Consider the following 24,416-nt stretch of genomic DNA (forward strand, 5'->3'; position numbering starts at 1 on the left):
TCTATTAATGATGTGCCCGCCTGCGGCACAAACGGGCCACCACCATGAAAGACCAAGAAAAAGCAGAAATTAAGCGCCTCAGTGACAAACTGGACGCCCTGAAACACAAAGACGCCACCATCATCCCGCAGGGCAATGCCGAACTGATTGCCCAGCACGAGGTGGAGAAAGAGAAGCTGGAGAAAGAGATCGCCCGCCTGAAAGAGGTGATGATCAGCAAACTCAGCACCCAGGCGCAGCAGCTCAGCAAATTGCCGTTCAGCCGCGAGATCTCCAAGAAAGAGCAGGCCGATATGGGCTCGCTGAAAAAGAGCGTGCGTGGCCTGATCGTGGTTCACCCGATGACCGCACTGGGCCGTGAGATGGGCCTGAAAGTGGTCACCGGCTACGCCAAAAAACCTTTCTGATCCCAGCCCGGCCCTCGTGGGCCGGCGCTGTCATGCTTTTTTCGGCTTGCCATCCAGACGCGGGCCGAAATCCTCAATCCGCCGTGTCTCCAGCCGGGCTTGTAGCTTCTGGCTCCAGCTTGCCGCCAGACCCGCCGCGCCCAGCAACCGCCGGTACTGCTCCTCGTCATAGGGCAGGTGGAAGGCAATGGCAATCGCTTCTTCTACGCTGATGTCACTGTTGCGCGTCAACAGCGCCAGCGGCTGCGCGTCACCGACGTAGCCGGGCGACAGCACGCGGTAGAGCCAGCCGCAGCGGCCGCTCTGCTGGAGATGGTGGGAGAGCTGCGCCACTCCCATGTGGATGTTGATCTTGTAGCAGGGGGAGCGCGGCTGCGTCACCTGGATCAGCGCCTCGCCCCAGCGGAAAATGTCACCGATAAACACGTTCTGCTCGGTCAGCCCCAGCGTCGAGATATTCTCGCCAAAACCCGGCGGCTGGAAGTGCTCGCAACGCTCCGGGAAGGCTTGGCGCAGGTGGGCGTAGTGCTCACGCGGGAAGTGGCACAGGGCGCGATCCGGGCCGCCATGCACCCGCGTCTCGGCCTGCTCGTCGCCCTCCAGCCCCAGCGGCGTCAGCAAAATCCGCCCCTCAACGGCACGCTTGATCAGGGCGGTGGGGCGCATCTCTTCATGCTCCTGGATGGCGCCAATAAATACCTGTGGGTAGTGCATGGTCTCTCCCTTCGGGTGCGGGCCGCGCCCGCTGCCCCTCCAGCATAGGCGGGGGCAAAAAAAATGCCAGCGCAAGCGCTGGCATCGGGTGTCACGGGCGGCCGGTGGCCGCCAGCGGCGGGATTACTTCTTCGCTGCGAAACGTGCCGCAGCTTCGTCCCAGTTCACCACGTTCCAGAACGCCTTGATGTAGTCAGGGCGTTTGTTCTGGTATTTCAGGTAGTAAGCGTGCTCCCACACGTCCAGACCCAGAATCGGGAAGCCGGATGCGCCAGCGACGGCTTCGCCCATCAGCGGGCTGTCTTGGTTAGCGGTGGAGACCACGGCCAGTTTGCCGTCATCTTTCAGCACCAGCCACGCCCAGCCGGAACCGAAACGGGTGGCTGCCGCTTTCTCAAAGGTCTCTTTGAAGCTGTCGATGCTGCCGAAATCGCGCTCGATCGCGTCTTTCAGTTCGCCTTGCAGGGTGGTGCCCAGTTTCAGGCCTTTCCAGAACAGGCTGTGGTTGGCGTGGCCGCCCGCGTTGTTGCGCAGCGCGGTCTTCTTGTCAGCCGGTACCTGATCCAGTTTGGTGATCAGCTCTTCCACCGGCAGCGCAGCCAGTTCCGGCAGGCTTTCCAGCGCGGCGTTGGCGTTATTGACGTAAGTCTGGTGGTGTTTGGTGTGATGGATCTCCATCGTCTGCTTGTCGAAGTGCGGCTCAAGTGCGTCGTATGCGTAAGGCAGGGATGGCAGTGAGTAACTCATATTCTTCATCTCCATGGTAGTTGGGCGGCGCCGGACAGGTGCAAGCACCGCGTAAGCAGTGGGATCATTATAGTTAATTAAATGATATTGAAAATGATTATCTCAGACCGCCCCAGCGCTGGGGCGGGGCGGCATCCGTGACTTATGACGAGAGGAAATAATGGCGAGGAAATCGATCTAAGCCACTCAGCGCAGGCGCTGCGGATGGGTATAGACGGTGGCGCGGCCCGGCTTGCTAAAGCCCACCAGCGTCAGGTTGCAGCGCTCGGCCACCTCCACCGCCAGCGTGGTGGCCGCGGAGACAGCGAACAAAATCTCCGCGCCGCACATCGCCGCCTTCTGCACCATCTCATAGCTGGCGCGGCTGGAGACCAGCACCGCGCCCGCCTGCCACTCCGGCTTGCCGCTGCGCACGCCGAGCAGCTTGTCGAGCGCCACGTGGCGGCCCACATCCTCACAGCCGCCGAGCAGCTCGCCCTCCGGCGCAATCCAGGCGGCGGCGTGGGTGCAGCCGGTCAACTGGCCCACCGGCTGCACCTGCTTCAGCGCCGCCAGCGCACCGTCAAGCTTCGCCAGATCAAACTGCTGGGTGAAGGGCAGCGGCATCAGCGGGCGGAAGAGATCGCCCAGCTGCTCGACGCCGCACACGCCGCAGCCGGTGCGGCCAGCCATCGCGCGGCGGCGCTCTTTCAGCCCGGCGAAACGGCGGCTCGACAGCTCAATCTGCACCTCAATGCCGTTGCAGGAGGGCAGCACGTCGATGCCAAAAATGTCGCGCGGCTCTTCAATGATCCCTTCGGAGAGCGAAAAGCCGAGGGCGAATGCCTCCAGATCCTTGGGCGTGGCCATCATCACCACGTGGGAGATGCCGTTATAGACCAGCGCGACCGGCACCTCCTCTGCCAGCCAATCCTCTTCCGGCGTCTCCAGCCGGTGGCGCTGATGTACCTGGCGCCGCTGCACGCCGTCATCTTCAACGGCCGGGGCGTGTTGCTGTGTATCTTTCACCTGGGTTACCTGATTGTTTAACATCCACACAGTGGCTGTGTTAATGTCCAGAAAGGGCAGAGTTGCCCACCTTAGCGCTGTTCGGGCGGGAACAGAACTGATTTCATGCCCGGCACCTCTTCCACGCCGAGACGGGAGTGATTGCCTTGAGTATCCGCATTGTCCCCAACCGCGACACGGACGCGCCCTCCAGCCGGGCGAGCGTGGCGCATGCCATCCCACCGCTGCTGTTCGCCAACCTGAAAAGCCTCTATGCCCGGCGCGCCGAACGGCTGCGCAAACTGGCGGAAGATAGCCCGTTGCAGGACTTGCTGATTGGCGCGGCGCTGGTGGCCGAAGCGCAACAGCAGGTGTTGCACGATCACCCGCTGACGATGGAGATTGAACCGGTGCTGGCCGCCAGCGGCAACAGCGCGCAGCCGCCGCTGAACCTGCACACCTTTGAGCGCGCGCCGCACTGGCGCACCCTGCTGCATGCGCTGGTGGAGGAGCTACGCCCACAGGTCGATCCACATTGGCGCGCCGTGCTGGAGAATCTGGAGAAGTGTTCAGAGAGCGAGCTGGAGAGTGACGCCACCGCGCTGCTTAGCCGCGAGTTCTCACAGGTGAACAGTGAACGGGCACCGGTGATCTGGGCGGCATTGTCGCTCTATTGGGCGCAGATGGCCAGTTTGATCCCCGGAAAAGCGCACGTTGAGTATGGAGAGCACCGCCAGTTCTGCCCCACCTGCGGCAGCATCCCGGTCTCCAGCCTGATGCACCTCGGCGCGGTCAGCGGTATGCGCTACCTGCACTGCAACCTGTGCGAGTGCGAGTGGCACGTGATGCAGGCCAAGTGCAGTAACTGCGAGCATACCCACGGGCTGAACTACTGGTCGCTGGAGTATGCGCTGTCGCCGGTCAAGGCGGAGAGCTGCGACGACTGCGGCACCTACCTCAAAATCCTGTTCCAGGAGCAAGATCCGAACGTCGAGCCGGTGGCGGATGACCTGGCGACGCTGGTGCTGGATGCCAAAATGGAGGATGAGGGTTACGCGCGCAGCAGCATCAACCCCTTCCTCTTCCCGGACGCCTGACGCACGGCTGCTATCCTTACAGGGTGCGCCGGCAGGTTTCGGAGCATTCTGTGGCGGCGTGGCCCCCGGCTGGGGTACTCTCGCTGCATCGGGCGGCACGCCGCCAACCAGTAAGCGTTCAACAAGAGGGACATGGGATGTTAAGAAGCGCAATGAAATTTACCGCCGTGGCACTGTTGGCGGCCGGGCTGATGGCCTGTGATGACAAACCCGACACCACGCCGACCCCGCCGCCGCCGGATTCCAAGCCGACCGTGGCCGCCAACCCGAGCGGCATCGCGCCGGAGACCCAAGTGGTGAAGGGCAGCCAGCCGCAAGCGACGTGGCCAGCCAATGGCGTGGATGTGTCGCTGCTGGCGGGCAAGGTGGGTTTCCACCTGCCGACCGGTTTCTCCGACCAGACCGAGCAATCGGGCATCGCCAATACCAAGCAGTCGCGCACCCAGCTGTTCCTCGACAGCCAGACCCGCCAACTGGCCGTCACCTCCGAGGTGACCCCACCGCCGGGTGAGGCGCTGGACACCAGTGACGCCGCCTTCGCTGGCATCTCCAAGGGGCTGCTGACCGGGCTGGGCAACCAGTATCAGGATATCAAGACCACCTCCGAACAGACCCTGACGCTGCATGGCCAGCGCTTCCGCCGCATGGACACCGAGCAGAGCGTGCGCGGCCAGCCGGTGCTGGCGTCCACCCTGTTCACGGTGATCGACAAGAAAGTGGTGACGCTGCAAGTGGTGACGCCGGTGAAAAACAGCGAGGCGCACAGCGCGCTGGTGAAAACCATCACCGACAGCCTGACGGTCAAGGGCTAACCCTCGCGCCCTGTTGGCACTCCCTGAAAAAGGACGGTAAAGATGAAGCTAATCGGCAGTTATACCAGCCCTTATGTGCGCAAGATTTCCGTGATCCTGCTCGAAAAGGGGCTGCCTTTCGATTTCGTCAATGACTCGCCGTGGTCGGAAGAGACCCAGGTGCCGCAGGTCAACCCGCTCGGCAAGGTGCCGGCGCTGGTGGCGGATGATGGCGAGGTGTGGTTTGACTCGCCGGTTATCGCGGGCTATCTGGAGACGCTGGCCGCCGGGCCAGCGCTGCTGCCAGCCGATCCGCAGGCGGCGTTGCGGGTACGGCGGCTGGAGTCGCTGGCGGATGGCGTGACGGACGCCGCCGTGGCGCTGGTGCTGGAGATGCGGCGCGAGGCCGACAAGCGCGACGAGGCGTGGATCGTGCGCCAGCGCGCGGTGCTCAACCGGGGGCTGGATGCGCTCGAGCAGCACGCACAGGCGCAACAGGCGATGAATGGCGACACGCTCAATCTGGCGGACATCGCCGTCGCCTGCGCCCTCGGCTACATCAACTTCCGCCGCATCGCGCCGGGCTGGTGCGTTGACCGCCCGGCGCTGATCAAGTTGGTCGAACGGCTGTTCCAGCGCCAGAGTTTCGCCCGCACCACGCCCCCTTAATCCTGGCGGCCACCCCGGCCGCTCCTTCATGAAAATTTGTGAGATGACTCGAAGAGTTGTCGCTGCCTGCCTGCGCGCCGCGCCCCCGCGTCTACATTTTAAGCAACCCCCGACAACCCAACCCGGTGGCGGCCAGGCTGCGCCGCACCAAGGAGCCTCCCATGCCCTATGACCACCCTTCGAGTGTAGTGATCCCCGGCGAGTATGGTTTTCCGCTCAAACTGAAGGCGCGCTATGACAACTTCATCGGCGGCGAGTGGGTGCCGCCCGCCAACAACCAGTACTTTTCCAACCTGACGCCGGTCACCGGCCAGGTGATGTGCGAGATCGCCAGTTCCAGCACCGCCGACGTTGATCGGGCGCTGGACGCGGCGCATAAGGCCAAGGCCGAGTGGGGCCGCATGTCGGTGCAACAGCGCGCCACGCTGCTCAACCGCATCGCGGATCGCATGGAGCAAAATATTGAGCTGCTGGCCGCCGCCGAAACCTGGGACAACGGCAAGCCGATCCGTGAAACCACCGCCGCTGATGTGCCGCTGGCGATTGACCACTTCCGCTACTTTGCCGCCTGTATCCGCGCGCAGGAGGGCGGGATCAGCGAAATTGACGCCGATACCGTCGCCTATCACTTCCATGAGCCGCTGGGCGTGGTCGGGCAGATTATTCCCTGGAACTTCCCGCTGCTGATGGCCTGCTGGAAAATGGCCCCGGCGCTGGCAGCGGGCAACTGCATCGTGCTGAAACCGGCCAAGCTGACGCCGATGTCCGTGCTGCTGCTGATGGAGCTGATTGAGGATCTGCTGCCAGCCGGGGTGATCAACGTGGTCAACGGCTCCGGCAGCGAGATCGGCGAGTACCTCGCCACCTCCAAACGGATCGCCAAAGTGGCCTTCACCGGATCGACCGAGGTGGGCCAGCAGATCATGAGCTATGCGGCGCAGAACGTCATTCCGGTGACGCTGGAGCTGGGCGGCAAGTCGCCCAATATCTTCTTCGCTGACGTGATGGAGCGCGAGGACGCCTTCTTTGACAAGGCGCTGGAAGGCTTCGCGCTGTTCGCCTTCAATCAGGGCGAAGTCTGCACCTGCCCGAGCCGGGCGCTGGTGCAGGAGTCGATCTACGAGCGCTTTATGGAGCGCGCCATCAAGCGCGTGGAGACCATCCGCAGCGGCAACCCGCTCGACGCCGCCACCCAGATGGGCGCGCAGGTGTCGCAGGGGCAGATGGAGACCATCCTCAACTACATCGAGATTGGTAAAAAAGAGGGGGCGGACGTCCTCACCGGCGGCCGCCGCAAACAGTTGGGCGGCGATCTGGCGCAGGGCTACTATCTGGAGCCGACCATCCTGTTTGGCAAAAACAGTATGCGGGTGTTCCAGGAGGAGATCTTTGGGCCGGTGCTGGCGGTGACCACTTTCAAGGATATGGATGAAGCGCTTGAGATTGCCAACGACACGGATTACGGTCTGGGCGCGGGCGTCTGGAGCCGCAACGGCAACATCGCCTACCAGATGGGCCGGCAGATTCAGGCCGGGCGCGTCTGGACTAACTGCTACCACGCCTACCCGGCGCACGCCGCCTTCGGCGGCTATAAGCAGTCCGGCATCGGGCGCGAGACGCATAAAATGATGCTGGAGCACTACCAGCAAACCAAATGCCTGCTGGTCAGCTACTCCGAAAAACCCCTCGGCCTGTTCTAACGGCAAAAAAAACGGCAACGCTCAGCGTTGCCGTTTTCCCTTCGACCGGCCTCAGGCCATGTCGTGATCCTGCGCCACATCCTGCGGTTTGCGCCCGCGCATGAACAGCAGCACCAGCGCCAGCCAGCAGAGGCCGCTCAGCAGGTTGAACAGGTTGAACATCCCGCTGCCACCCCAGCCATACACCAGCTTCGCCACCTCAATGCCGAGGGTGAACACCAACATGCTCAGCACGCCCATCGCGGCGGAGACGGTGCCTTTGCTCATGTCGCTGGAGAAGAGCGTCAGACGGTAGAGGCCGGCGTTAGCGACGCCGATGCCAAAGGCGTAGAAGCTCAGGCCCGCCACCATCCACAGATAGGCGTGGGAGGCGTAGAGCGTGGCGGCAGCGGCCAGCAGCAGCCCGCCAACCATCGGGGCCGCGCCCAGACGGATCAGACTCACCACGCTGCGGCGGCCAGTGAGGCGCGCCAGCGTGATGTTGCCGATAATCAGCGCGCCAAACACCGGCACCTGCATCAGGCCATAGCCGAGGGTGCTCATCCCTTCGCCACGGATCAGCAGCACCGGCGACTGGGCAATCCAGGCCAGCAACGGCAGGCTGGCAAAGCCAATCGCCAGCGCGCCACAGACAAAGCGGCCATTGCCCAGCACCTGACGGTAGTCACGCCCCAGCCCGGCCAGCGACAGCGGCTCACCAAGGCGGGTGGCGGTCTCCGGCATGGTGCGCCACAAACCCACAAAGGCGAGGGCGGAGAGCAGGGCGAACAGCACGAACATCCACTGCCACGGCATCCAGGCGATCAGCGCCGCACCGGCCAGTGGGCCAAGCAGCGGGGCAATCAGCGCCACGTTCGCCATCAGCGCGGTGATCTTGATGCACACCGACTCCTCAAACGACTCCTGAATGGTGGCGTAGCCGACCGCGCCGATAAAGCACAGCCCAATGCCCTGGAAGAAACGGATCAGGGTGAACTGCTCAATGCTCTGGGCAAACAAAATTGCCAGACAGCTGACGGTGAAGAAGGCGACGCCGGCCAGCATCACCGGCCGACGGCCGCGCCGGTCGGAGAGCGGCCCCAGTAGCCATTGCAGGAACATCCCGCCAGCCAGATAGGCGGTCATGGAGCTGGGCACCCACTCCTCACCGGCATGGAATGCTGCCACCACGGCCAGCATTCCCGGCTGGATCATATCGTTACCGATATAGGTGGCAAATTCGAACAACACCAATGAGAGCGGAAACCAGAGCGCCCGGCGGCCCAAACGGGCAGCAGGTGGTAAGGTAGTTTGCATAAATTAACTTAATGATAATAAAACAGAAACATCCAAGACAACCGGAACGGCGTCTGCGGGAAAGCGATAAGGCCGGCTATTTTGCTGCCAATCCCGCCTCTTGGCAATGATGTAAGCCACAGATCGCACAAACTGAGTTTATCCGAATTTGGGTTGTTGAATTCGTCAGCTATATATAACCTCTTTTTAACAATAATCAGTGATAAGGATGGCCGCGGCCGCATGAATAACCGACTTATCTGGATCGATAATTTGCGGGCGCTCGCCTGCCTGATGGTGATCGTCATCCATACCACCACTTACTATGTCACCAACGGCGCGTCGGTAGGGGAGTTCAACTGGAACGTCGCCAACCTGCTCAACTCCCTGTCACGGGTTAGCGTGCCGCTGTTCTTCATGATCTCCGGCTACCTGTTCTTCGGCGAACGCAGCGCTGGCAAAAAGCACCTGATACGGCTGGTCTGCTGCCTGCTGTTCTACAGCGCCATTTCGCTGGCTTATATTGCCTTCTTCACGCGGATTGGCTTCTGGCCCTCGCTGCGCAACCTGCTGTTCAAACCAGTGTTCTATCACCTCTGGTTTTTCTATGCGCTGATGGTGGTGTACCTGCTCTCACCGCTGATTCAGGTGAAACCGGCTGCCCGGCAGGCGGTATTGGCGGTGGGCATCGTCCTTGGCATCGCCGCTAACCCGCACACCTTCCAGCTCTCCTGGCAACAGGTGCACCTGCTGCCGGTTAACCTGTTTATCAGCGGCGACACCTTCTACTACGTGCTCTACGCGCTGCTGGGGCGCGCCATCGGTATGCTTCCCACCCAACGGCGCGGCGTTAACCTGATGGCGGCGCTGATCTTCACCGCCGCGGTGTGGATGATCGCGATTGGCACCCGGCACCAGACGACCCTCAACGGCGACTTTGCCGATACCTACTACGTCTACTGTGGCCCGCTGGTATTTATTGCGGCGATCGCGCTATTTGTCTGGGGGAAAAACTGTCTGGCGGGCGGGATGTTGCCGGGACTGCGTTGGGTGGCCGACCACTCGTTGGCGATTTACGGGTTTCATGCGCTGATTATTAATATCATCCGCACCCAGAAGTGGGATGCCGTGCGCTGGCCGCTGCTGGACATGCCCTACGTCTTTGCCCTCGCGCTGGCCGGTAGCCTGCTGCTGGCCCACGGCATCAGGCGGCTGGATCGCCATCGGCTGGTGACGTAGGCCAGCGCACCTGGGCGCGCCGCAGTTGGCGGGCAGAGCTGAAGCCCGCCGCCAGCGCGGCGTTTTCCACCCCGTAACCAGCCTGCAACCGCTGGCGCGCCACTGCCAGCCGCAGCTGCTCATGGTAGTCACGGACGCTGATGCCGAGGTGCTCGCGGAACAGCCGCCGCAAGTGTCGGGTACTGACGTGGGCGCAGGCCGCCACGGCTTCCACGGGCCAGCAATTTTCCGGGGCCGCCAGCAGCGCATTCTGCGCCCGGTGCAGGGCCGGGTGGAGATGGTTGCGGTAGCGCAGCCAGGGAGAGAGTTGCGGATCGTCGCCCGAGCGGCGGAAGTAGACCACCATCTCGTGTGCCACCCGCGTGGCGGCCAGCGGCCCCTGTTCATGGGCAATCAGATGCAGCGCCACATCAATACCGGCGGTGATGCCAGCGCTAGTGATGATCTGCCGATCCTCAACAAAAATTCGGTTCTCCAGCACTTGCGCCGTCGGCGCCTGCGCGCGCAGGCGCGCGATCACCTCGTGGTGGGTGGTGCACTGATACCCCTCCAGCAGCCCGGCGCGCGCCGCCAGCAGGCTGCCGGAGCAGATGCACACCAGCGTCAGCGCGCCCTGCTCAATCGTCTCGCGCAGGGGGCGCAGCCACGCCGCCACCGCCTGCGCCACCGGGGTGTCAAACCAGACTTGGGAGTCAGAGACGCCGGGCAGTACCAGAATCGCTCCCGCCGGGATGCTCTCTGGCAGCGGCGCAATCGCGCCCAGCACCAGCCCAGTGGAGCTGGTGACCTGTGGCTCCGGGCCGATATAGCGCAGATCAAAGCCACCGGCCAACTGCAACGCCTCGGCCGGGCCGGTCAGATCCAGCGCCATGACGCCCGGCAGCGTCACGAAGCAGACTGGCCGGGGCATCAGCAATCCACGGTCAGTTGGCTCGCCAGATAACCCTCGCGATCCGGCGTGGCCTGCAACAGCATCCGCACGAAGGCGTCACGCTCAAAGGCCATCACCTGCATGTCCCAGACGCAGAAGGACTCCTCACGCGCCCGCCGCCAGACGCCCTGATCGGTCACCCAGATGGCCATCCGCAACTCGTTCTCATTGTCCCACCAGCCCGCCACCAGATAATCCATCGTCTTGCCCTGATGCTCGATCAGGAAACCGACGCCGGGGCGCTGCGGCGTTTGCGCCTGCGGCGGCAGCCACTGCGCCACCAGCGGGCGGCCAGCCGCAAAGATGGCGGCATCACCGCTGGCCTGCGGGTAACGGATGGCATAACGCTTCAGCGCCCATGCGCCGAGCGTGGTGACGCCAAGCGGGGTAATCGGGCGCGGCTGGTAGGGCTGCGGCTGCCAGGTTGCCTCACTCACCGTCTGGGCGGGCGCAGCTTCCAGCGCGGCCAGTGCCTGCTCCACCGTGGCGATCTGTGCGAAGCGGTCGGCCAGCACCAGCTCCGTGCGCTGTTTGATCTCCTCGGCGCTCGCTGTCTCGCCGTTGGCGTGGGTCATCGGGAAGGTCAGCGTCGCCTCCGTGACATAGGTGACGCGATAGCCGAGGTCAGAGGCCACGCGGGCAGTGGTCTCGCAGCACTGCTCGCTGCGCATCCCGCTGATGATCAGGTGCGTGATGCCGCGCTCGCGCAGCCAGAGATCCAGCCCGGAGTCGGTCAGGGCGTTGTGCACGCTTTTGTGCACCACCAGATCCGGCTGATGAGTCAGGAAGGGCAGGCGCGTCACCAGACCGGACGCCAGCGAGAATGGCCCCTGTGACACATGGAACACATCCACCACCGCCGCCCCACGCGCCTGACAGCCAGCGACCAGCTGTTGCAGGTGGCGCTGAAAGGCGGGTAACGCCTCCTCACGCCAGAAAGGTTGATGGGTAAAGGAGTGTTGGACATCGATAACCAAAAGCGCGCTCTGTGACATAACCGGCCTCCGCCTCTATGAAGTAACCCCATAGTGGCGCAAATAAAAAACGAACGGAATGCCAAAAACGGCCATCAACCCGGCAGGACAGGACAGGTGCCCTGCCGGGGGCGCCTTTACTGCATCAGGGGTGCCAACTGGCGATAGAGCTGGCGGAAGGTTTCACGCTGTGCCGCATAGGCCTGATGCCTCTGCCCATCGGGCTGGTGGGTCTGCTCCAGCGGCAGGGGCGGCAGCAGATCGGCCAGCGCGGTGTGCGGGTGCAGGGCGATCTGCGCCAGACGCGCCGTGCCCAGCGCCGGGCCAATGTCGCCGCCGGTGCGGTACTCCAGCGTCTGGCCGCTGATGTCCGCCAGCATCTGCCGCCAGTAGCCGCTGCGCGCGCCGCCGCCAATCAGCGTCACTGCCTGTGGCCGTAGGCCGGTGGCATGTAGCACATCCATGCCATCCGCCAGCGCGAAACCGACGCCCTCCAGCACGGCGCGCCCTAAATCGGCCGGGCCGTGCTCATGGGTCAGGCCAAAGAAAACGCCTTTGGCATTCGGGTTGTTGTGCGGCGTGCGCTCACCGGAGAGATAGGGCAGGAACCACACCGGCGAGGTGGCGGGCGGGGCCTGCTCCACCTGTTGCAGCAGCGCCGGGACGCTCGCACTGCCGGTCAGGCGGCATACCCAATCCAGACAGGAGGCGGCGCTAAGCATCACGGACATCAGGTGCCAGCGGTCGGGCAGCGCGTGGCAGAAGCTGTGCACCGCGCTCTCCGGGTTGCTGAGGAAGCCATCGCTGACGGCAAAGTAGACCCCGGAGGTGCCGAGGGAGAGCATCGCCTGCCCGGATTGATACAGCCCGACGCCCACCGCGCCCGCCGCGTTATCGCCGCCGCCAGCCACTACCGGCACCTCTGGCAGCCCCCAGCGCTGGGCGATCTCGGGCTTGACCTGCCCGGTTATCTGGCTCCCCTCAAACAGCGTCGGCATCTGCGCGCGGCTCAAGCCGCAGGCCGCCAGCAGGGTGTCGCTCCAGTCACGTTTGGCGACATCCAGCCACAGCGTGCCAGCGGCGTCTGACATGTCACTGGCAAACTCGCCGCTGATGCGCCAGCGCAAATAGTCTTTCGGTAGTAGCACCTTATCAATACGCTGGAACAGCGCCGGTTCGTGCTCCTGCACCCACTTCAACTTGGGGGCGGTGAAGCCCGGCATCATCAGGTTGCCGGTGATGGCGCGCGCCTCCGGCACCTCCCGCTCCAGCGCCTGACACTGGGCGGCGGAGCGGCCGTCATTCCATAAAATGGCGGGGCGCAACACCCGCTGCTCTGCATCCAGCAGCGTGGCACCGTGCATCTGTCCGGTCAGCCCCAGCGCCTTCACGGCCTTGAGCGACTGGCGCGCCGCCAGCGCCTGCATGGCGCTGTCGGTGGCCTCCCACCACGCCTGTGGATCCTGTTCCGACCACAACGGGTGCGGCCGCGACACGGTGAGCACCTCACTGTGCTGGGCGATCACTTCCCCCGACTCGCCCAGCAAAATGGCTTTGACGCCCGATGTTCCCAGATCAATTCCGATATACATACTCTCTCCCTCAGCAGGCCGTGGCCCCACCCCAGAAGCAGGACAGGCCAGCGCATCGCTGGCCTGTGCCATGCGGCAGGCGTGCCGTCAGCCGAACAGGTAACGGTTCACCAGATTCTCCAGCTGCTCCTGGCGGCCGCTCTGGTGGCGTGGTGCCAGGGCGTGCTGTTGCGCGTAGTTTGCCAGCGCCTCCAGCGACATCTTCCCTTGCAGGATCTGCTGGCCCAGCTCCTCACTCCAGCCGGCATAGCGTTTGGCGACCAGCTTATCCAGCCCGCCATCCTCAATCATCTTCGCCGCCACTTTCAGCGAGAGCGCCATGGTGTCCATCGCACCGATATGGCCGTAGAAGAGATCGTATTTGTCGGTGCTCTGGCGACGCACCTTGGCGTCAAAGTTGAGGCCGCCAGTGGTAAAGCCGCCGGCTTTCACAATCTCATACATCACCAGCGCGTTCTCTTCCACGCTGATGGGGAACTGATCGGTGTCCCAGCCCAGCTGCGGATCGCCGCGGTTGGCGTCCACGGAGCCGAAAATGCCCAGCGCGATGGCGGTGGCGATCTCATGGTGGAAGGCATGGCCCGCCAGTGTGGCGTGGTTGGCCTCAATGTTCAGCTTGATCTCCTTCTCCAGACCGAACTGGCGCAGGAAGCCATACACGGTGGCGACGTCGTAGTCATACTGGTGTTTGGTCGGCTCCTGCGGCTTCGGCTCAATCAGCAACGTGCCCTGGAAACCAATCTTGTGTTTGTGCTCCACCACCATCTGCATGAAGCGGCCAATCTGCTCGCGCTCCTGACGCAGGTCGGTGTTGAGCAGGGTCTCATACCCCTCGCGGCCGCCCCACAGCACGTAGTTCTCCCCACCCAATCGCTGGGTGGCGTTCATGGCGGTAAAGACCTGCGTCGCGGCCCAAGCGAACACTTCCGGGTCTGGACTGGTGGCCGCACCGGCCGCATAACGCGGGTGGGTGAAGCAGTTGGCGGTACCCCACAGCAGCTTGACGCCGCTCTCCTGCTGCTTGGCGGCCAGCACATCGGTCATCTCGGCAAAGTTGTTCAAATACTCCTTCAGGGAGCCGCCCTCTGGCGAGACATCGACATCATGGAAGCAGTAGTAGGGCACACCCAGCTTGCTGAAGAACTCAAAGGCCACATCCGCCTTACGTTTCGCCAGCGCCAGCGCATCGCCGCTCTGTTGCCACGGGCGCTCAAACGCGCCGACGCCAAACATATCCGCCCCGTTCCAGCAGAAGGTATGCCAGTAGCAGGCCGCGAAACGCAGATGGTCGGCCATGCGCTTGCCCAGGATGACCTCATCCGGGTTGTAGTGGCGGAATGCTAATGGGTTGGTGCTGGCCGTGCCTTCATACCGGACTTTCTCAAGCTGATCAAAATAGGATTGCATCATGGGCTCCTTGGGATCTGGCCCAGCAATGGCTGAGCATGCGGAGCCGTTATCTTCGGAGGCTTCGAGCTGGCTCTCAATTACGTTATTTCACACTGAACTTAAGAGAATACACAATTGTGCGGCAGATCTCATAAATAAGCCGGGCCGTGAAAAAGCCACTATTTACGAGGTGGAATCCAAGGTGCGAGCAACAAAAAAATGCTTTCCACGGTGAACTATGATCGCCGTCATAAAATAAGAAATAAACTAAAAAACGTAATGGCGCAGTGAAAATCTGCAATTGAGGTTATTTTGTCCGGCGTCAACAATTCCCCGGTCTGAAAGGCAGAGCAAGGCACGGAAAACCCTAATGCATGCTTTGCGCCAGCGGGATCCCCTTTCCCGCCACCGTAACCGCGAACCTTGCCATTTCACTTACCCTGCGTGTCATTAAAAGGTATATCAGATGAAAATGAAAAAAATCTTGCTGAGCGTCTGTGCGGCGCTGGCGTTGGTCAGCCAGCCGGGAATGGCCAAAGAGGTGAAAATTGGCATGGCGATTGACGATTTACGTCTGGAACGCTGGCAAAAGGATCGTGATATTTTTGTCAAACAGGCGGAGTCCTTGGGCGCGGATGTGTTTGTGCAATCGGCAAATGGCAATGAAGAGACCCAGATGTCGCAGATTGAAAATATGATTAACCGCGGGGTCGATGTGCTGGCGATCATTCCCTACAACGGCGAGGTGCTGAGCAATGTGATTGCCGAAGCCAAGAGTGAGGGCATCAAGGTGCTGGCCTATGACCGTATGATCAATAACGCCGATATCGACTTCTATATCTCCTTCGATAATGAGAAGGTCGGCGAGTTGCAGGCGCAGAGTCTGGTGGAGCGCGTGCCGCAGGGCAACTACTTCCTGATGGGCGGCTCACCGGTGGACAACAACGCCAAGCTGTTCCGCAAGGGGCAGATGAATGTCCTTAAGCCGTTGATTGATAGCGGCAAGATCAAGGTGGTGGGTGACCAGTGGGCGGATGCGTGGTTGCCAGAAAACGCCCTGAAGATCATGGAGAACGCCCTGACGGCCAACAACAACAAAATTGACGCGGTGGTCGCCTCCAACGATGCCACCGCTGGCGGTGCCATTCAGGCGCTCTCCGCGCAGGGGCTGGCTGGCAAGGTCGCCATCTCCGGTCAGGATGCCGACCTGGCGGCGATCAAGCGCATTGTCGCGGGCAGCCAGACCATGACCGTCTATAAACCCATTACCAAGCTGGCAACCGAAGCGGCCAAAATTGCCGTGGAGCTGGGCGACGGAAAAACACCGAAGCCTAACGCCAGCCTGAATAATGGCAAGAAAGAGGTGCCGGCATTTCTGCTGACGCCCATTCAGGTCGATAAAAATAATATAGACAGCACTATAGTGGCCGATGGTTTCCATAAGAAAGAAGACATTTATTAATTCACTGTGATGGGCGTGGGCGTTGGACGCCGCTCGCCCATTTTGCTGTCACCGGAGGGAATTATGCCCTGCCTGTTGGAAATGCATCATATCACTAAGCAATTTGGCGCCGTCAAAGCGGTGGATAATGTTTCCCTGCAACTGGAAGCCGGACAGGTATTATCCCTGTGCGGTGAAAATGGATCGGGAAAATCCACCCTGATGAAAATATTGTGCGGCATCTATCCCCACGGCAGTTATCAGGGTGACATCTTATTTTCGGGTGAACGACTGGCCGCGAAAAATATCCGTGACACTGAAGAGAAGGGCATTGCCATTATTCACCAAGAGCTGGCGCTGGTGAAACAGATGTCGGTGCTGGAAAATATGTTTCTCGGCAGTGAGTGGGGCCGTTTCGGTATTATGGATTATGACGGCATGTACCAGCGCTGCCAGCGGATGCTGGCGCAGGTCAAATTGGACATTAACCCGGATACGCCGGTTGGTGAATTGGGGCTGGGGCAGCAGCAGCTGGTAGAGATCGCCAAGGCGTTGAACAAACAGGTGCGTCTGTTGATTCTGGATGAGCCGACCGCCTCGCTGACCGAGCGGGAAACGGAGATCCTGCTCGACATTATCCGTGACCTGCGCAACCACGGCATCGCCTGCATCTACATCTCCCACAAGCTGAACGAGGTCAGCGCCATCTCGGACGTGATCTGCGTAATCCGCGACGGCAAGCACATCGCCACCCGTGAGGCCGCCACCCTGAGCGAGGATCAGATCATCGCCATGATGGTGGGGCGTGAGCTGACCGAGCTTTACCCGCCGCACCAACACCAACCGGGCGAGGAGATTTTGCGGGTGGAGAAGCTGACGGCCTGGCACCCGGTCAACCGGCATATCAAGCGGGTGGATGAGGTCAGTTTCAGCCTGCGGCGCGGCGAGATTTTGGGTATCGCCGGGCTGGTGGGGTCGGGCCGCACCGAGACCGTCCAGTGCCTGTTTGGTGCCTACCCTGGCCGCTGGCAGGGCAACCTGTTCATTGATGGCCAGCCCGTCACTATGCGCTCCTGCCAGGAGGCGATGCGCCACGGCATTGCGATGGTGCCAGAGGATCGCAAACGGGATGGCATCGTGCCGGTGATGGGCGTGGGTGCAAACATCACGTTGGCGGCGCTGGCGAACTTTACCGGCCGCCTGAGCGTGCTGGATGACGCGCGCGAGCAGTCCACCATTCAACAATCCATTGCCTCGCTGCGGGTCAAGACCGCCTCGCCGGAGCTGGCGATTGGCCGCCTGAGCGGTGGCAACCAGCAGAAGGCGATCCTTGCCAAGTGCCTGTTGCTCAATCCGCGCATCCTGATCCTGGATGAGCCAACGCGTGGCATCGACATCGGGGCGAAATCGGAAATCTACAAACTGATCAACCAACTGGCCCAACAGGGGATCGCGATTATCGTGGTCTCCTCCGAACTGCCGGAAGTCCTTGGCCTCAGCGACCGGGTGCTGGTGATGCACCTGGGCAAGTGCAAAGCCTCCCTTATCAACCGTAACCTGACGCAGGAGCAGGTGATGGAAGCGGCCCTCAGGAGTGAACGTCATGTCGAAAATAACCCAGTCTGACGCTGGCGTGGCCTCGGCCCCGCCCGGCCTGTTGAAACGCCTGAAGCACGTCAATCTCCAGGTCTACGTGATGCTGGCGGCGATTGTGCTGATTATGCTGTTCTTCACCTTCACCACGGAGGGGGCCTACATCAGCCCGCGCAACCTCTCCAACCTGCTGCGCCAGACCGCCATTACCGGCATTCTGGCGGTGGGCATGGTGTTTGTGATTATCTCCGCTGAAATCGATCTGTCGGTCGGCTCCATGATGGGGCTGCTGGGGGGCGTGGCCGCCATCTTTGATGTCTGGCTGGGGTGGCCGCTGCCACTGACGGTGCTGGTCACGCTGGCGCTGGGGCTGGTGCTCGGGGCCTGGAATGGCTGGTGGGTGGCCTATCGCAAAGTGCCCTCGTTCATCGTCACCCTGGCGGGGATGCTGGCATTCCGCGGCATTTTGATTGGCATTACCCACGGCACCACCGTGGCACCGACCAGCCAGGCGATGTCCCAAATTGGCCAGAGCTACCTGCCGGACGGGGTGGGCTTTGGCATCGGGACGCTGGCGCTGCTGCTGTTCATCGGCTTCCAGTGGCGACGCCGCCAGCAGCGGCAGGCGCTCAACCTGCCCCTGCCCGCCGCTGGGAAAACCGTTACCCGTCATGCCGTGACCGCCATCATCGTACTTGGGGCCATCTATCTCCTGAATGATTACCGTGGCGTGCCTACGCCTGTGCTGGTGCTGGCGGCGTTGCTGCTGGCCGGGCTGTTTATGGCGACCCGCACCGCCTTTGGCCGACGGATCTATGCCATCGGCGGCAATATTGAGGCGGCGCGCCTCTCCGGCGTCAATGTGGAGCGTACCAAGCTGGCGGTTTTTGCCATCAATGGTCTGATGGTGGCGATTGCCGGTTTGATCCTGAGTTCCCGGCTGGGGGCCGGCTCGCCATCAGCTGGCAATATTGCCGAACTGGACGCCATCGCCGCCTGCGTGATCGGCGGCACCAGCCTGGCTGGCGGAGTGGGCAGCGTGGTGGGGGCGGTGATGGGCGCATTCATCATGGCATCGCTGGACAATGGCATGAGTATGCTAGATGTGCCGACCTTCTGGCAGTACATCGTGAAGGGTGCCATCTTGCTGTTGGCAGTGTGGATGGACTCCGCCACCAAGCGCCGTGCCTGACCCTGATGGCCCCAGCCGTGGTTGGGGCCGCCCACTGAAATTAGGCGAGGGGGATCACACTTGATTCATCTTTTCCGCCATCAGGAGAGGTGGCTGTGCTATCCAAAAGGCAGGGGATCAAAGGGATAACTCACCATGTTCGAAAAACGCTATCGCATTACGTTGTTGTTTAATGCCAACAAGGTGTATGACCGGCAGGTTGTCGAAGGTGTAGGCGAGTACTTACAGGCGTCCCAGTGTGACTGGGACATTTTCATTGAAGAGGATTTCCGCTGCCGTATCGACAACATCAAGGATTGGCTGGGCGACGGGGTGATCGCCGACTATGACGACCGGGAGATTGAGTCGCTGCTGAGCGGGGTAAAAGTGCCGATTGTCGGCGTGGGTGGCTCCTACCACCGGCCTGAGGACTACCCGGCAGTGCCTTACATTGCCACGGATAATCAGGCGCTGGTGGAAGCAGCGTTTATGCATCTGAAAGAGCGTGGCATCAACCGCTTTGCCTTCTATGGCCTGCCCCGCGCCAGCGGCAAACGCTGGGCGCAGGAGCGGGAACACGCCTTCCGAATGCAGGTGGCGGCCGAGCAGTATCAGGGCGTGGTCTATCAGGGCATGGAGACGTCACCCGACAACTGGCAACATGCGCAAAACCGGCTGGCGGACTGGGTGCAGACGCTGCCGCAACAGACCGGCATCATCGCCGTGACCGACGCGCGCGCCCGGCACTTGCTGCAAGTGTGCGAGCATCTTGATATTCCGGTGCCGGAGAAGCTGAGCGTCATTGGCATTGATAACGAGGAGCTGACCCGCTACCTCTCCCGCGTGGCCCTCTCCTCGGTGGTGCAGGGTACCCGGCAGATGGGATACCGCGCCGCCAAATTGCTGCATCAGCTGTTGAACGACGACAGCCTGCCGCTGCAACGGATTCTGGTGCCGCCGGTCAAGGTAGTGGCACGCCGCTCCACCGATTTTCGCTCTTTGCGCGATCCGGCCGTCATTCAAGCGATGCACTTTATTCGCTACCACGCCTGCAAAGGCATCAAGGTTGAACAGGTGCTGGACGCCGTTGGGCTATCGCGATCCAATCTGGAAAAACGCTTCAAAGATGAGATTGGGCAGACTATCCACGGCGTCATCCATGAGGAGAAGCTGGAGCGGGCGCGCAACCTGCTGAAAGCCACCTCACTCTCCATCAATGAGATCTCCCAGATGTGCGGCTACCCCTCGCTGCAATACTTCTATTCGGTATTCAAGAAAGATGACGACATGACCCCGAAAGAGTACCGCGAACGCTACGGCGAAGGGGTCTATTAATCCCCCTTTCCTTGCCTTTCGTTTTTCGCTTTCCACCAACAGTAAGCCCCGCCTGACGTGTCGCCAGGCGGGGCTTTTTTTAGCAAAGGATTCGGAGGCCATTGCTGTGAAAGAGCGTAGCCCTGTCGGCCCGATAAAACTCGGACATAGATCAAAAATAAAGAAAGAATACGAAACCTTTTTTCTTAATAGATCTTTTATTATCAATAAATTGAGCAGGATAACGAAAGGCGTATGCTGTGCGCGGGTGCTTGGAACTGTCTGTTCCAGGCAGACCGGAACAGGCAAAGAAAAGCCCCACTTAACGTTAGTCAAGTGAGGCTGGTCTGACACATCAACAACGTCAGGTTAGTCTCTTACTCGCCGCAAGGCAAGATCTAGGAGAACCAGAATGACGCATAAAAGTGTGGTGATTTGTTTGGTCGTTATCTGTATCACATTGTTGGTATTTACCTGGATAACGCGCAGTTCACTGTGCGAGATCAAGGTCAAGCAGGACACCACAGAAGTTGCCGTCAAGATGGACTACGAATCCTGAGAGTAAGGGCAACCGGGCGGGCTTCGGCCCGCCCTCGTTGCTGAGCGTCGGTTCCAACGCACCCTATCAAAAAGCCCGCGTACGCGGGCTTTTTTATGTCAGGCCAGGGTGAGGGTCAGCGCATCGGCACCGGGTTCTGGCGTGATCACCACGCCCCATTCGCCCGGTGTCACGCTGGCCTGACTGGCCGCCGCAACCTCCATGATATTGCGCAGGCAGAGCCGCCAGCCCGGAGCCTGCCCTTCACTGCGTAGCTGGATGCGGTTGCCCTGTCGCTCTGCCGCCAGGGTAAAGACGGTGCGCCCCTGCTGATCTACCAAGCGGCTTTCGGTGCGGCCGCCATCCGCCAGTTCAAACAGTTGGAACAGCGGGCCATCCTGATAATCATAATCTGGCCGCTGATCCTGCTGGCCCAGCGCCAACAGCGTATTGGGGCGAACGTAGAGCGGTAGGCTGTTGAAGCCGTGACGCTCCTTGAGCCAGCGGCCACCCGTCTGCCGTTGGTTGGTGAACAGGTGCGTCCACTGCCCCTCGGGCAGGTAGAAACTGACCTCGCCGTGCTCACTGAATACCGGCGCGACCAGCAGGCTGTCGCCCAGCATATATTGCCGATCGAGGGGGTCGCAGCCGGGATCGTCAGGGAACTCCAGCATCATCGCGCGCATCATCGGGACGCCCTGCTCAGCCGCGTCGGCGGCCTGCGCATAGAGATAGGGCATCAGTCGGCATTTCCACTCGGTGAAGTGGCGCACCACATCGCACGCCTCATCATCATAGGCCCACGGCACCCGGTAGGATTTGCTGCCATGCAGCCGGCTGTGGCTGGAGAGCAGCCCGAAGGCGCACCAGCGTTTGTAGACATGCGCTGGTGCGGTATTTTCAAAGCCGCCAATGTCATGGCTCCAGAAACCGAACCCGGACAGCCCGAGCGACAGGCCGCCGCGCAGGCTCTCGGCCATCGATTCGTAGGTGGCGTAGCAGTCGCCGCCCCAGTGCACCGGGAATTGTTGCGCGCCGACAGAGGCGGAGCGGGCGAACAGCACCGCCTGATCGCGCCCCAGCTTCTCTTGCAGGGTGCGGTAGACCAGCTCGTTATAGATAAAGGCGTAGTGGTTGTGCATTTTCTGCGGGCAGGCACCGTTAAACCACGCTACGTCGGTTGGGATGCGCTCGCCGAAGTCCGTCTTGAAGCAATCGACACCCATGTCGATCAGCCGTTTCAGGTGGCTGGCGTACCACTCACAGGCCCCTGGATGGGTGAAGTCCACAATCGCCTGACCGGGCTGCCACTTGTCCCACTGCCAGACATCGCCGTTGGGGCGTTTCAGCAGGAAGCCGCGCGCCATCCCCTCTTTGAACAGCGGCGATTTCTGGCCGATATAGGGGTTAATCCAGACGCAAATCTTCAGGCCATGCGCTTTTAGCCGCGCCAACATGCCCTGCGGATCGGGGAAGGTGTCGGGGTCCCATTCGAAATCGCACCACTGGAAGGCTTTCATCCAGAAGCAGTCGAAATGGAACACATGCAGCGGCAAACGGCGCTCCGCCATGCCGTCGATGAAGCGGTTGACCGTCTCCTCATCGTAATTGGTGGTAAAGGAGGTGGTCAGCCACAGGCCGAATGACCACGCAGGCGGCAGCGCCGGGCGGCCGGTCAGGCGGGTATAGCGATCCAGCACCTGCTTGGGCGTCGGGCCGTCAATCACGAAATACTCCAGCGATTCCCCCTCCACGCTGAACTGCACTTTGGAGACCTTCTCCGACCCCACCTCAAACGACACGCACTCCGGGTGATTCACCAGCACGCCATAACCGCGGTTGGTGAGGTAGAACGGAATGTTTTTGTAAGCCTGCTCGGTGCTGGTGCCGCCGTCGCGGTTCCAGCTCTCTACCGTCTGGCCGTTTTTGACGAAGGCGGTGAAGCGCTCGCCCAAGCCGTAAACGCTCTCGCCCACGCCCAGATCGAGCCGCTCATACACATAGTTTTTGCCAGTGTTGCCGTCCTGCACATAGCCAGCGGACTTGGCGACGCTGCCGGTGATACGTTCGCCACGGCGCAAGAAGTCGAGTGTCCACGTCTCGCCTTTGGTGACGCGGACGGTCAGGTCGCCGCTGTGCAGGGCGGCAAACTCGGCATTGTCTTCGCTGCGCACCGCTGCCTGTTGCCGCTGGATAGGGTAGTGCGGCCCGCGCGGCATGACTCCCTCAAAGTGGGCGATGCGCACGCCAATGATTCCTGGCTGTGGCGCGGTAAAGTGCAGGGTAAACAGCGGCGTATCCAGCTGCCCGGCGCGCTCGCGTGCGTCACGTGGCGCGGCGTAGATCACCATCTCATCCGGCAGGTGCTGTACCTCGAAGACCTGCAAAGGGTGGATAAGGCTGAGGCCCGGCTGGATCAGCCAGTTGCCGTCACTGATTTTCATGTTGCATCTCCTGATTCAGATAGCTCTGCGAATTGCGGTGGGCGCCAGCGGCCAGCTCATCGAGAATGTTGCGCAGCACCGGGGTGCGCAGGGTGTAGAAGCGCTTGCAGATGATGGCGCTAAGCAGATAGCAGGCGCCCGGCACCAGGGTGAACAGCGCAATGATGCTGGCAAGGGTGGCCGGGTTTTGGGTGGCGGCGTTGGACTGGTAACCTGCGCCAGCCAGCAGCCAGCCAATCAGTGCGCCGCCCAGTGCCAGGCCCAGCTTCAGCACGAACAGCGTGCCGGCGAAACTGACGCCGGTCAGGCGCTTGCCGTTCTTCCATTCGCCGTAGTCCACGGTATCGGACATCATCACCCACTGGATGGGGGTGACGAGTTGGTGCAGCACGCCAATCGCAAAGATGAAGATGAACATGGTGGCGCTGGCGTTAACCGGTACCCAGAACATGGCGATGCTGAGTACCGCCAGCGCGGCGTTAGTCCACCAGAAGATGCTGACCTTGCAGCGCCAGTCGGTCAGTGGTTTCGCCAGCGCGCTGCCAATCAGGTTGCCGACGGAGTAGGTGCCGAGGAACATGGCGAACACCGCCGGGTTGCCGAGGATATAGGTGACGTAGTACATCATCGCGCCGCCGCGCACCGACACGGCGAGGATGTTGAGCAGCGTCAGCCAGCCAACAATCCGCCACTGGTCATTCTGGAAAATATCGCGCAGATCCTCGCGCATCGTTCCCTTGACCGTGCCCTCATCGCTGACGCGCTCTTTGGTGGTGGCAAAGCAGAAGGCCAGCATCAGTACCGCCGCCAGCGCCAGCACGCCGATACCGGCCTGGAAGCCAAACGCCTTGTCCTCGCCGCCCAGCAGGTTGACCAGCGGCATCATCAGCACGGTGCTGAGCATGCCGCCCGCGGTTGCCAGCACAAAGCGGTAGGATTGCAGCGAGATGCGCTGCGTCGGGTCAGCCGTGATCACCCCGCCCAATGCACAGTAGGGGATGTTGACCACGGTATACATCAGCGTCAGCAGGGTGTAGGTCACGGCGGCATAGACCATCTTGCCGCCCATGCTCAGTTCTGGCGTGCTGTAGGTAAAGACGCAGACGATGCCGAACGGAACGGCACCGAACAGCACATAGGGGCGGAACTTGCCAAACCGGGTGCGGGTGCGATCGGCAATCAACCCCATGCAGGGGTCGGAGAGGGCATCCAGCGCGCGGGCAACCAAAAACATGGTGCCGACATAGCCAGCCGGGATGCCGAAAATGTCAGTGTAGAAAAACATCATGTAGAGCATGACGTTATCAAACACGATATGGCTGGCGGCATCGCCCAGCCCATAGCCAATCTTCTCTTTGACCGAAAGAATTTCACTCATCGTCAACCATCCCCTTGCAGGACAA

At 61.5% G+C, this 24,416-nt stretch carries 20 protein-coding genes and 1 pseudogene; 11 read left to right on the forward strand and 10 right to left on the reverse strand.

Features of this window, described 5'->3' with window-relative positions; genetic code table 11:
• Positions 1-44: 44 nt before the first annotated feature.
• Positions 45-407 (forward strand): YibL family ribosome-associated protein, encoded by a 363-nt coding sequence (locus C1N62_RS00175; protein ID WP_137761742.1) that lies wholly within the window; start codon positions 45-47, stop codon positions 405-407.
• A 30-nt stretch (positions 408-437) separates the two neighbouring features.
• On the opposite strand, the gene yiiM is transcribed toward C1N62_RS00175, so the two are convergent.
• From yiiM to fdhD, 3 genes and pseudogenes are all read right to left on the reverse strand, one after another.
• Positions 438-1,121, reverse strand: a complete 684-nt coding sequence (yiiM, locus tag C1N62_RS00180; protein WP_137761743.1) for a 6-hydroxyaminopurine reductase — start codon at positions 1,119-1,121, stop codon at positions 438-440.
• 123 nt (positions 1,122-1,244) lie between these two features.
• A complete protein-coding gene (gene sodA, locus C1N62_RS00185; protein WP_137761744.1) occupies positions 1,245-1,868 on the reverse strand; it encodes a superoxide dismutase [Mn] in 624 nt (207 codons plus the stop codon).
• A gap of 186 nt (positions 1,869-2,054) precedes the next feature.
• A pseudogene (gene fdhD, locus C1N62_RS00190) lies at positions 2,055-2,816 on the reverse strand (formate dehydrogenase accessory sulfurtransferase FdhD); the annotation flags it as partial.
• Positions 2,817-3,022: 206 nt separating this feature from the next.
• Between fdhD and fdhE the strand changes: the two are divergent.
• The 4 genes from fdhE to C1N62_RS00210 all read left to right on the forward strand — a co-directional run bounded on the left by fdhE (position 3,023) and on the right by C1N62_RS00210 (position 7,112).
• Positions 3,023-3,952 (forward strand): formate dehydrogenase accessory protein FdhE, encoded by a 930-nt coding sequence (gene fdhE, locus C1N62_RS00195; protein ID WP_137761746.1) that lies wholly within the window; start codon positions 3,023-3,025, stop codon positions 3,950-3,952.
• Between the two features lie 152 nt (positions 3,953-4,104).
• Positions 4,105-4,764, forward strand: a complete 660-nt coding sequence (locus C1N62_RS00200) for a DUF1795 domain-containing protein (protein WP_240775712.1) — start codon at positions 4,105-4,107, stop codon at positions 4,762-4,764.
• 42 nt (positions 4,765-4,806) lie between these two features.
• Positions 4,807-5,412, forward strand: coding sequence for a glutathione S-transferase (locus tag C1N62_RS00205; RefSeq protein ID WP_137761748.1), 606 nt, complete (start codon positions 4,807-4,809; stop codon positions 5,410-5,412).
• A gap of 161 nt (positions 5,413-5,573) precedes the next feature.
• Positions 5,574-7,112 carry an aldehyde dehydrogenase family protein gene (locus C1N62_RS00210; RefSeq protein WP_137761749.1) on the forward strand — a complete coding sequence of 513 codons (1,539 nt, stop codon included), beginning with the start codon at positions 5,574-5,576 and terminating at the stop codon, positions 7,110-7,112.
• Positions 7,113-7,163: 51 nt separating this feature from the next.
• On the opposite strand, the gene C1N62_RS00215 is transcribed toward C1N62_RS00210, so the two are convergent.
• Positions 7,164-8,408 carry an MFS transporter gene (locus tag C1N62_RS00215; protein WP_137761750.1) on the reverse strand — a complete coding sequence of 415 codons (1,245 nt, stop codon included), beginning with the start codon at positions 8,406-8,408 and terminating at the stop codon, positions 7,164-7,166.
• 222 nt (positions 8,409-8,630) lie between these two features.
• Here C1N62_RS00215 and C1N62_RS00220 point away from each other — a divergent pair, with 222 nt between their 5' ends.
• Positions 8,631-9,626 carry an acyltransferase gene (locus tag C1N62_RS00220; RefSeq protein WP_137761751.1) on the forward strand — a complete coding sequence of 332 codons (996 nt, stop codon included), beginning with the start codon at positions 8,631-8,633 and terminating at the stop codon, positions 9,624-9,626.
• Here C1N62_RS00220 and C1N62_RS00225 read toward each other — a convergent pair.
• The 4 genes from C1N62_RS00225 to xylA all read right to left on the reverse strand — a co-directional run bounded on the left by C1N62_RS00225 (position 9,592) and on the right by xylA (position 14,530).
• A complete protein-coding gene (locus tag C1N62_RS00225; protein WP_137761752.1) occupies positions 9,592-10,536 on the reverse strand; it encodes a GlxA family transcriptional regulator in 945 nt (314 codons plus the stop codon). The two genes, C1N62_RS00220 and C1N62_RS00225, sit on opposite strands and share 35 nt — an antisense overlap.
• A complete protein-coding gene (locus C1N62_RS00230) occupies positions 10,536-11,552 on the reverse strand; it encodes an isochorismatase family protein (protein WP_137761753.1) in 1,017 nt (338 codons plus the stop codon). Before C1N62_RS00230 ends, C1N62_RS00225 begins: the two co-directional genes overlap by 1 nt.
• Positions 11,553-11,668: 116 nt before the next feature.
• Positions 11,669-13,123 (reverse strand): xylulokinase, encoded by a 1,455-nt coding sequence (gene xylB, locus C1N62_RS00235; protein ID WP_137761754.1) that lies wholly within the window; start codon positions 13,121-13,123, stop codon positions 11,669-11,671.
• 87 nt (positions 13,124-13,210) lie between these two features.
• On the reverse strand, positions 13,211-14,530 hold the full coding sequence (xylA, locus tag C1N62_RS00240; protein WP_137764853.1) for a xylose isomerase: 1,320 nt from the start codon (positions 14,528-14,530) through the stop codon (positions 13,211-13,213).
• A 448-nt stretch (positions 14,531-14,978) separates the two neighbouring features.
• Between xylA and xylF the strand changes: the two genes are divergently transcribed.
• The 5 genes from xylF to C1N62_RS00265 all read left to right on the forward strand — a co-directional run bounded on the left by xylF (position 14,979) and on the right by C1N62_RS00265 (position 20,590).
• Positions 14,979-15,974: a D-xylose ABC transporter substrate-binding protein gene (xylF, locus tag C1N62_RS00245; RefSeq protein ID WP_137761755.1), complete on the forward strand. Its 996-nt coding sequence runs from the start codon at positions 14,979-14,981 to the stop codon at positions 15,972-15,974.
• Between the two features lie 63 nt (positions 15,975-16,037).
• Complete coding sequence (locus tag C1N62_RS00250; protein WP_137761756.1) at positions 16,038-17,579, forward strand: xylose ABC transporter ATP-binding protein; 1,542 nt, start codon at positions 16,038-16,040, stop codon at positions 17,577-17,579.
• Positions 17,557-18,738, forward strand: a complete 1,182-nt coding sequence (gene xylH, locus C1N62_RS00255; protein WP_137761757.1) for a xylose ABC transporter permease XylH — start codon at positions 17,557-17,559, stop codon at positions 18,736-18,738. Before C1N62_RS00250 ends, xylH begins: the two co-directional genes overlap by 23 nt.
• 135 nt (positions 18,739-18,873) lie before the next feature.
• Positions 18,874-20,052: a D-xylose utilization transcriptional activator XylR gene (xylR, locus tag C1N62_RS00260; RefSeq protein ID WP_137761758.1), complete on the forward strand. Its 1,179-nt coding sequence runs from the start codon at positions 18,874-18,876 to the stop codon at positions 20,050-20,052.
• A 391-nt stretch (positions 20,053-20,443) separates the two neighbouring features.
• Complete coding sequence (locus C1N62_RS00265; RefSeq protein WP_137761759.1) at positions 20,444-20,590, forward strand: Hok/Gef family protein; 147 nt, start codon at positions 20,444-20,446, stop codon at positions 20,588-20,590.
• 98 nt (positions 20,591-20,688) lie between these two features.
• On the opposite strand, the gene yicI is transcribed toward C1N62_RS00265, so the two are convergent.
• Together yicI and C1N62_RS00275 are read right to left on the reverse strand one after the other, a co-directional pair.
• A complete protein-coding gene (gene yicI, locus C1N62_RS00270; protein WP_137761760.1) occupies positions 20,689-23,013 on the reverse strand; it encodes an alpha-xylosidase in 2,325 nt (774 codons plus the stop codon).
• Positions 23,000-24,391: a glycoside-pentoside-hexuronide family transporter gene (locus C1N62_RS00275; protein ID WP_137761761.1), complete on the reverse strand. Its 1,392-nt coding sequence runs from the start codon at positions 24,389-24,391 to the stop codon at positions 23,000-23,002. The genes yicI and C1N62_RS00275 overlap by 14 nt, the downstream gene beginning before the upstream one ends.
• Positions 24,392-24,416 lie beyond the last annotated feature (25 nt).

This window comes from Nissabacter sp. SGAir0207 (assembly GCF_005491205.1).
Lineage (GTDB): Bacteria > Pseudomonadota > Gammaproteobacteria > Enterobacterales > Enterobacteriaceae > Chimaeribacter.

Coding starts and splice junctions, on each gene's coding strand:
- C1N62_RS00265 (WP_137761759.1), top strand. CDS start 20,444: ATGACGCATAAAAGTGTGGTGATTTGTTTGGTCGTTATCTGTATCACA.
- yiiM (WP_137761743.1), bottom strand. CDS start 1,121: ATGCACTACCCACAGGTATTTATTGGCGCCATCCAGGAGCATGAAGAG.
- C1N62_RS00215 (WP_137761750.1), bottom strand. CDS start 8,408: ATGCAAACTACCTTACCACCTGCTGCCCGTTTGGGCCGCCGGGCGCTC.
- C1N62_RS00205 (WP_137761748.1), top strand. CDS start 4,807: ATGAAGCTAATCGGCAGTTATACCAGCCCTTATGTGCGCAAGATTTCC.
- xylA (WP_137764853.1), bottom strand. CDS start 14,530: ATGCAATCCTATTTTGATCAGCTTGAGAAAGTCCGGTATGAAGGCACG.
- C1N62_RS00220 (WP_137761751.1), top strand. CDS start 8,631: ATGAATAACCGACTTATCTGGATCGATAATTTGCGGGCGCTCGCCTGC.
- xylB (WP_137761754.1), bottom strand. CDS start 13,123: ATGTATATCGGAATTGATCTGGGAACATCGGGCGTCAAAGCCATTTTG.
- C1N62_RS00200 (WP_240775712.1), top strand. CDS start 4,105: ATGAAATTTACCGCCGTGGCACTGTTGGCGGCCGGGCTGATGGCCTGT.
- C1N62_RS00275 (WP_137761761.1), bottom strand. CDS start 24,391: ATGAGTGAAATTCTTTCGGTCAAAGAGAAGATTGGCTATGGGCTGGGC.
- xylF (WP_137761755.1), top strand. CDS start 14,979: ATGAAAATGAAAAAAATCTTGCTGAGCGTCTGTGCGGCGCTGGCGTTG.
- sodA (WP_137761744.1), bottom strand. CDS start 1,868: ATGAGTTACTCACTGCCATCCCTGCCTTACGCATACGACGCACTTGAG.
- C1N62_RS00225 (WP_137761752.1), bottom strand. CDS start 10,536: ATGCCCCGGCCAGTCTGCTTCGTGACGCTGCCGGGCGTCATGGCGCTG.
- C1N62_RS00230 (WP_137761753.1), bottom strand. CDS start 11,552: ATGTCACAGAGCGCGCTTTTGGTTATCGATGTCCAACACTCCTTTACC.
- C1N62_RS00210 (WP_137761749.1), top strand. CDS start 5,574: ATGCCCTATGACCACCCTTCGAGTGTAGTGATCCCCGGCGAGTATGGT.
- xylH (WP_137761757.1), top strand. CDS start 17,557: ATGTCGAAAATAACCCAGTCTGACGCTGGCGTGGCCTCGGCCCCGCCC.
- yicI (WP_137761760.1), bottom strand. CDS start 23,013: ATGAAAATCAGTGACGGCAACTGGCTGATCCAGCCGGGCCTCAGCCTT.
- C1N62_RS00250 (WP_137761756.1), top strand. CDS start 16,038: ATGCCCTGCCTGTTGGAAATGCATCATATCACTAAGCAATTTGGCGCC.
- C1N62_RS00175 (WP_137761742.1), top strand. CDS start 45: ATGAAAGACCAAGAAAAAGCAGAAATTAAGCGCCTCAGTGACAAACTG.
- xylR (WP_137761758.1), top strand. CDS start 18,874: ATGTTCGAAAAACGCTATCGCATTACGTTGTTGTTTAATGCCAACAAG.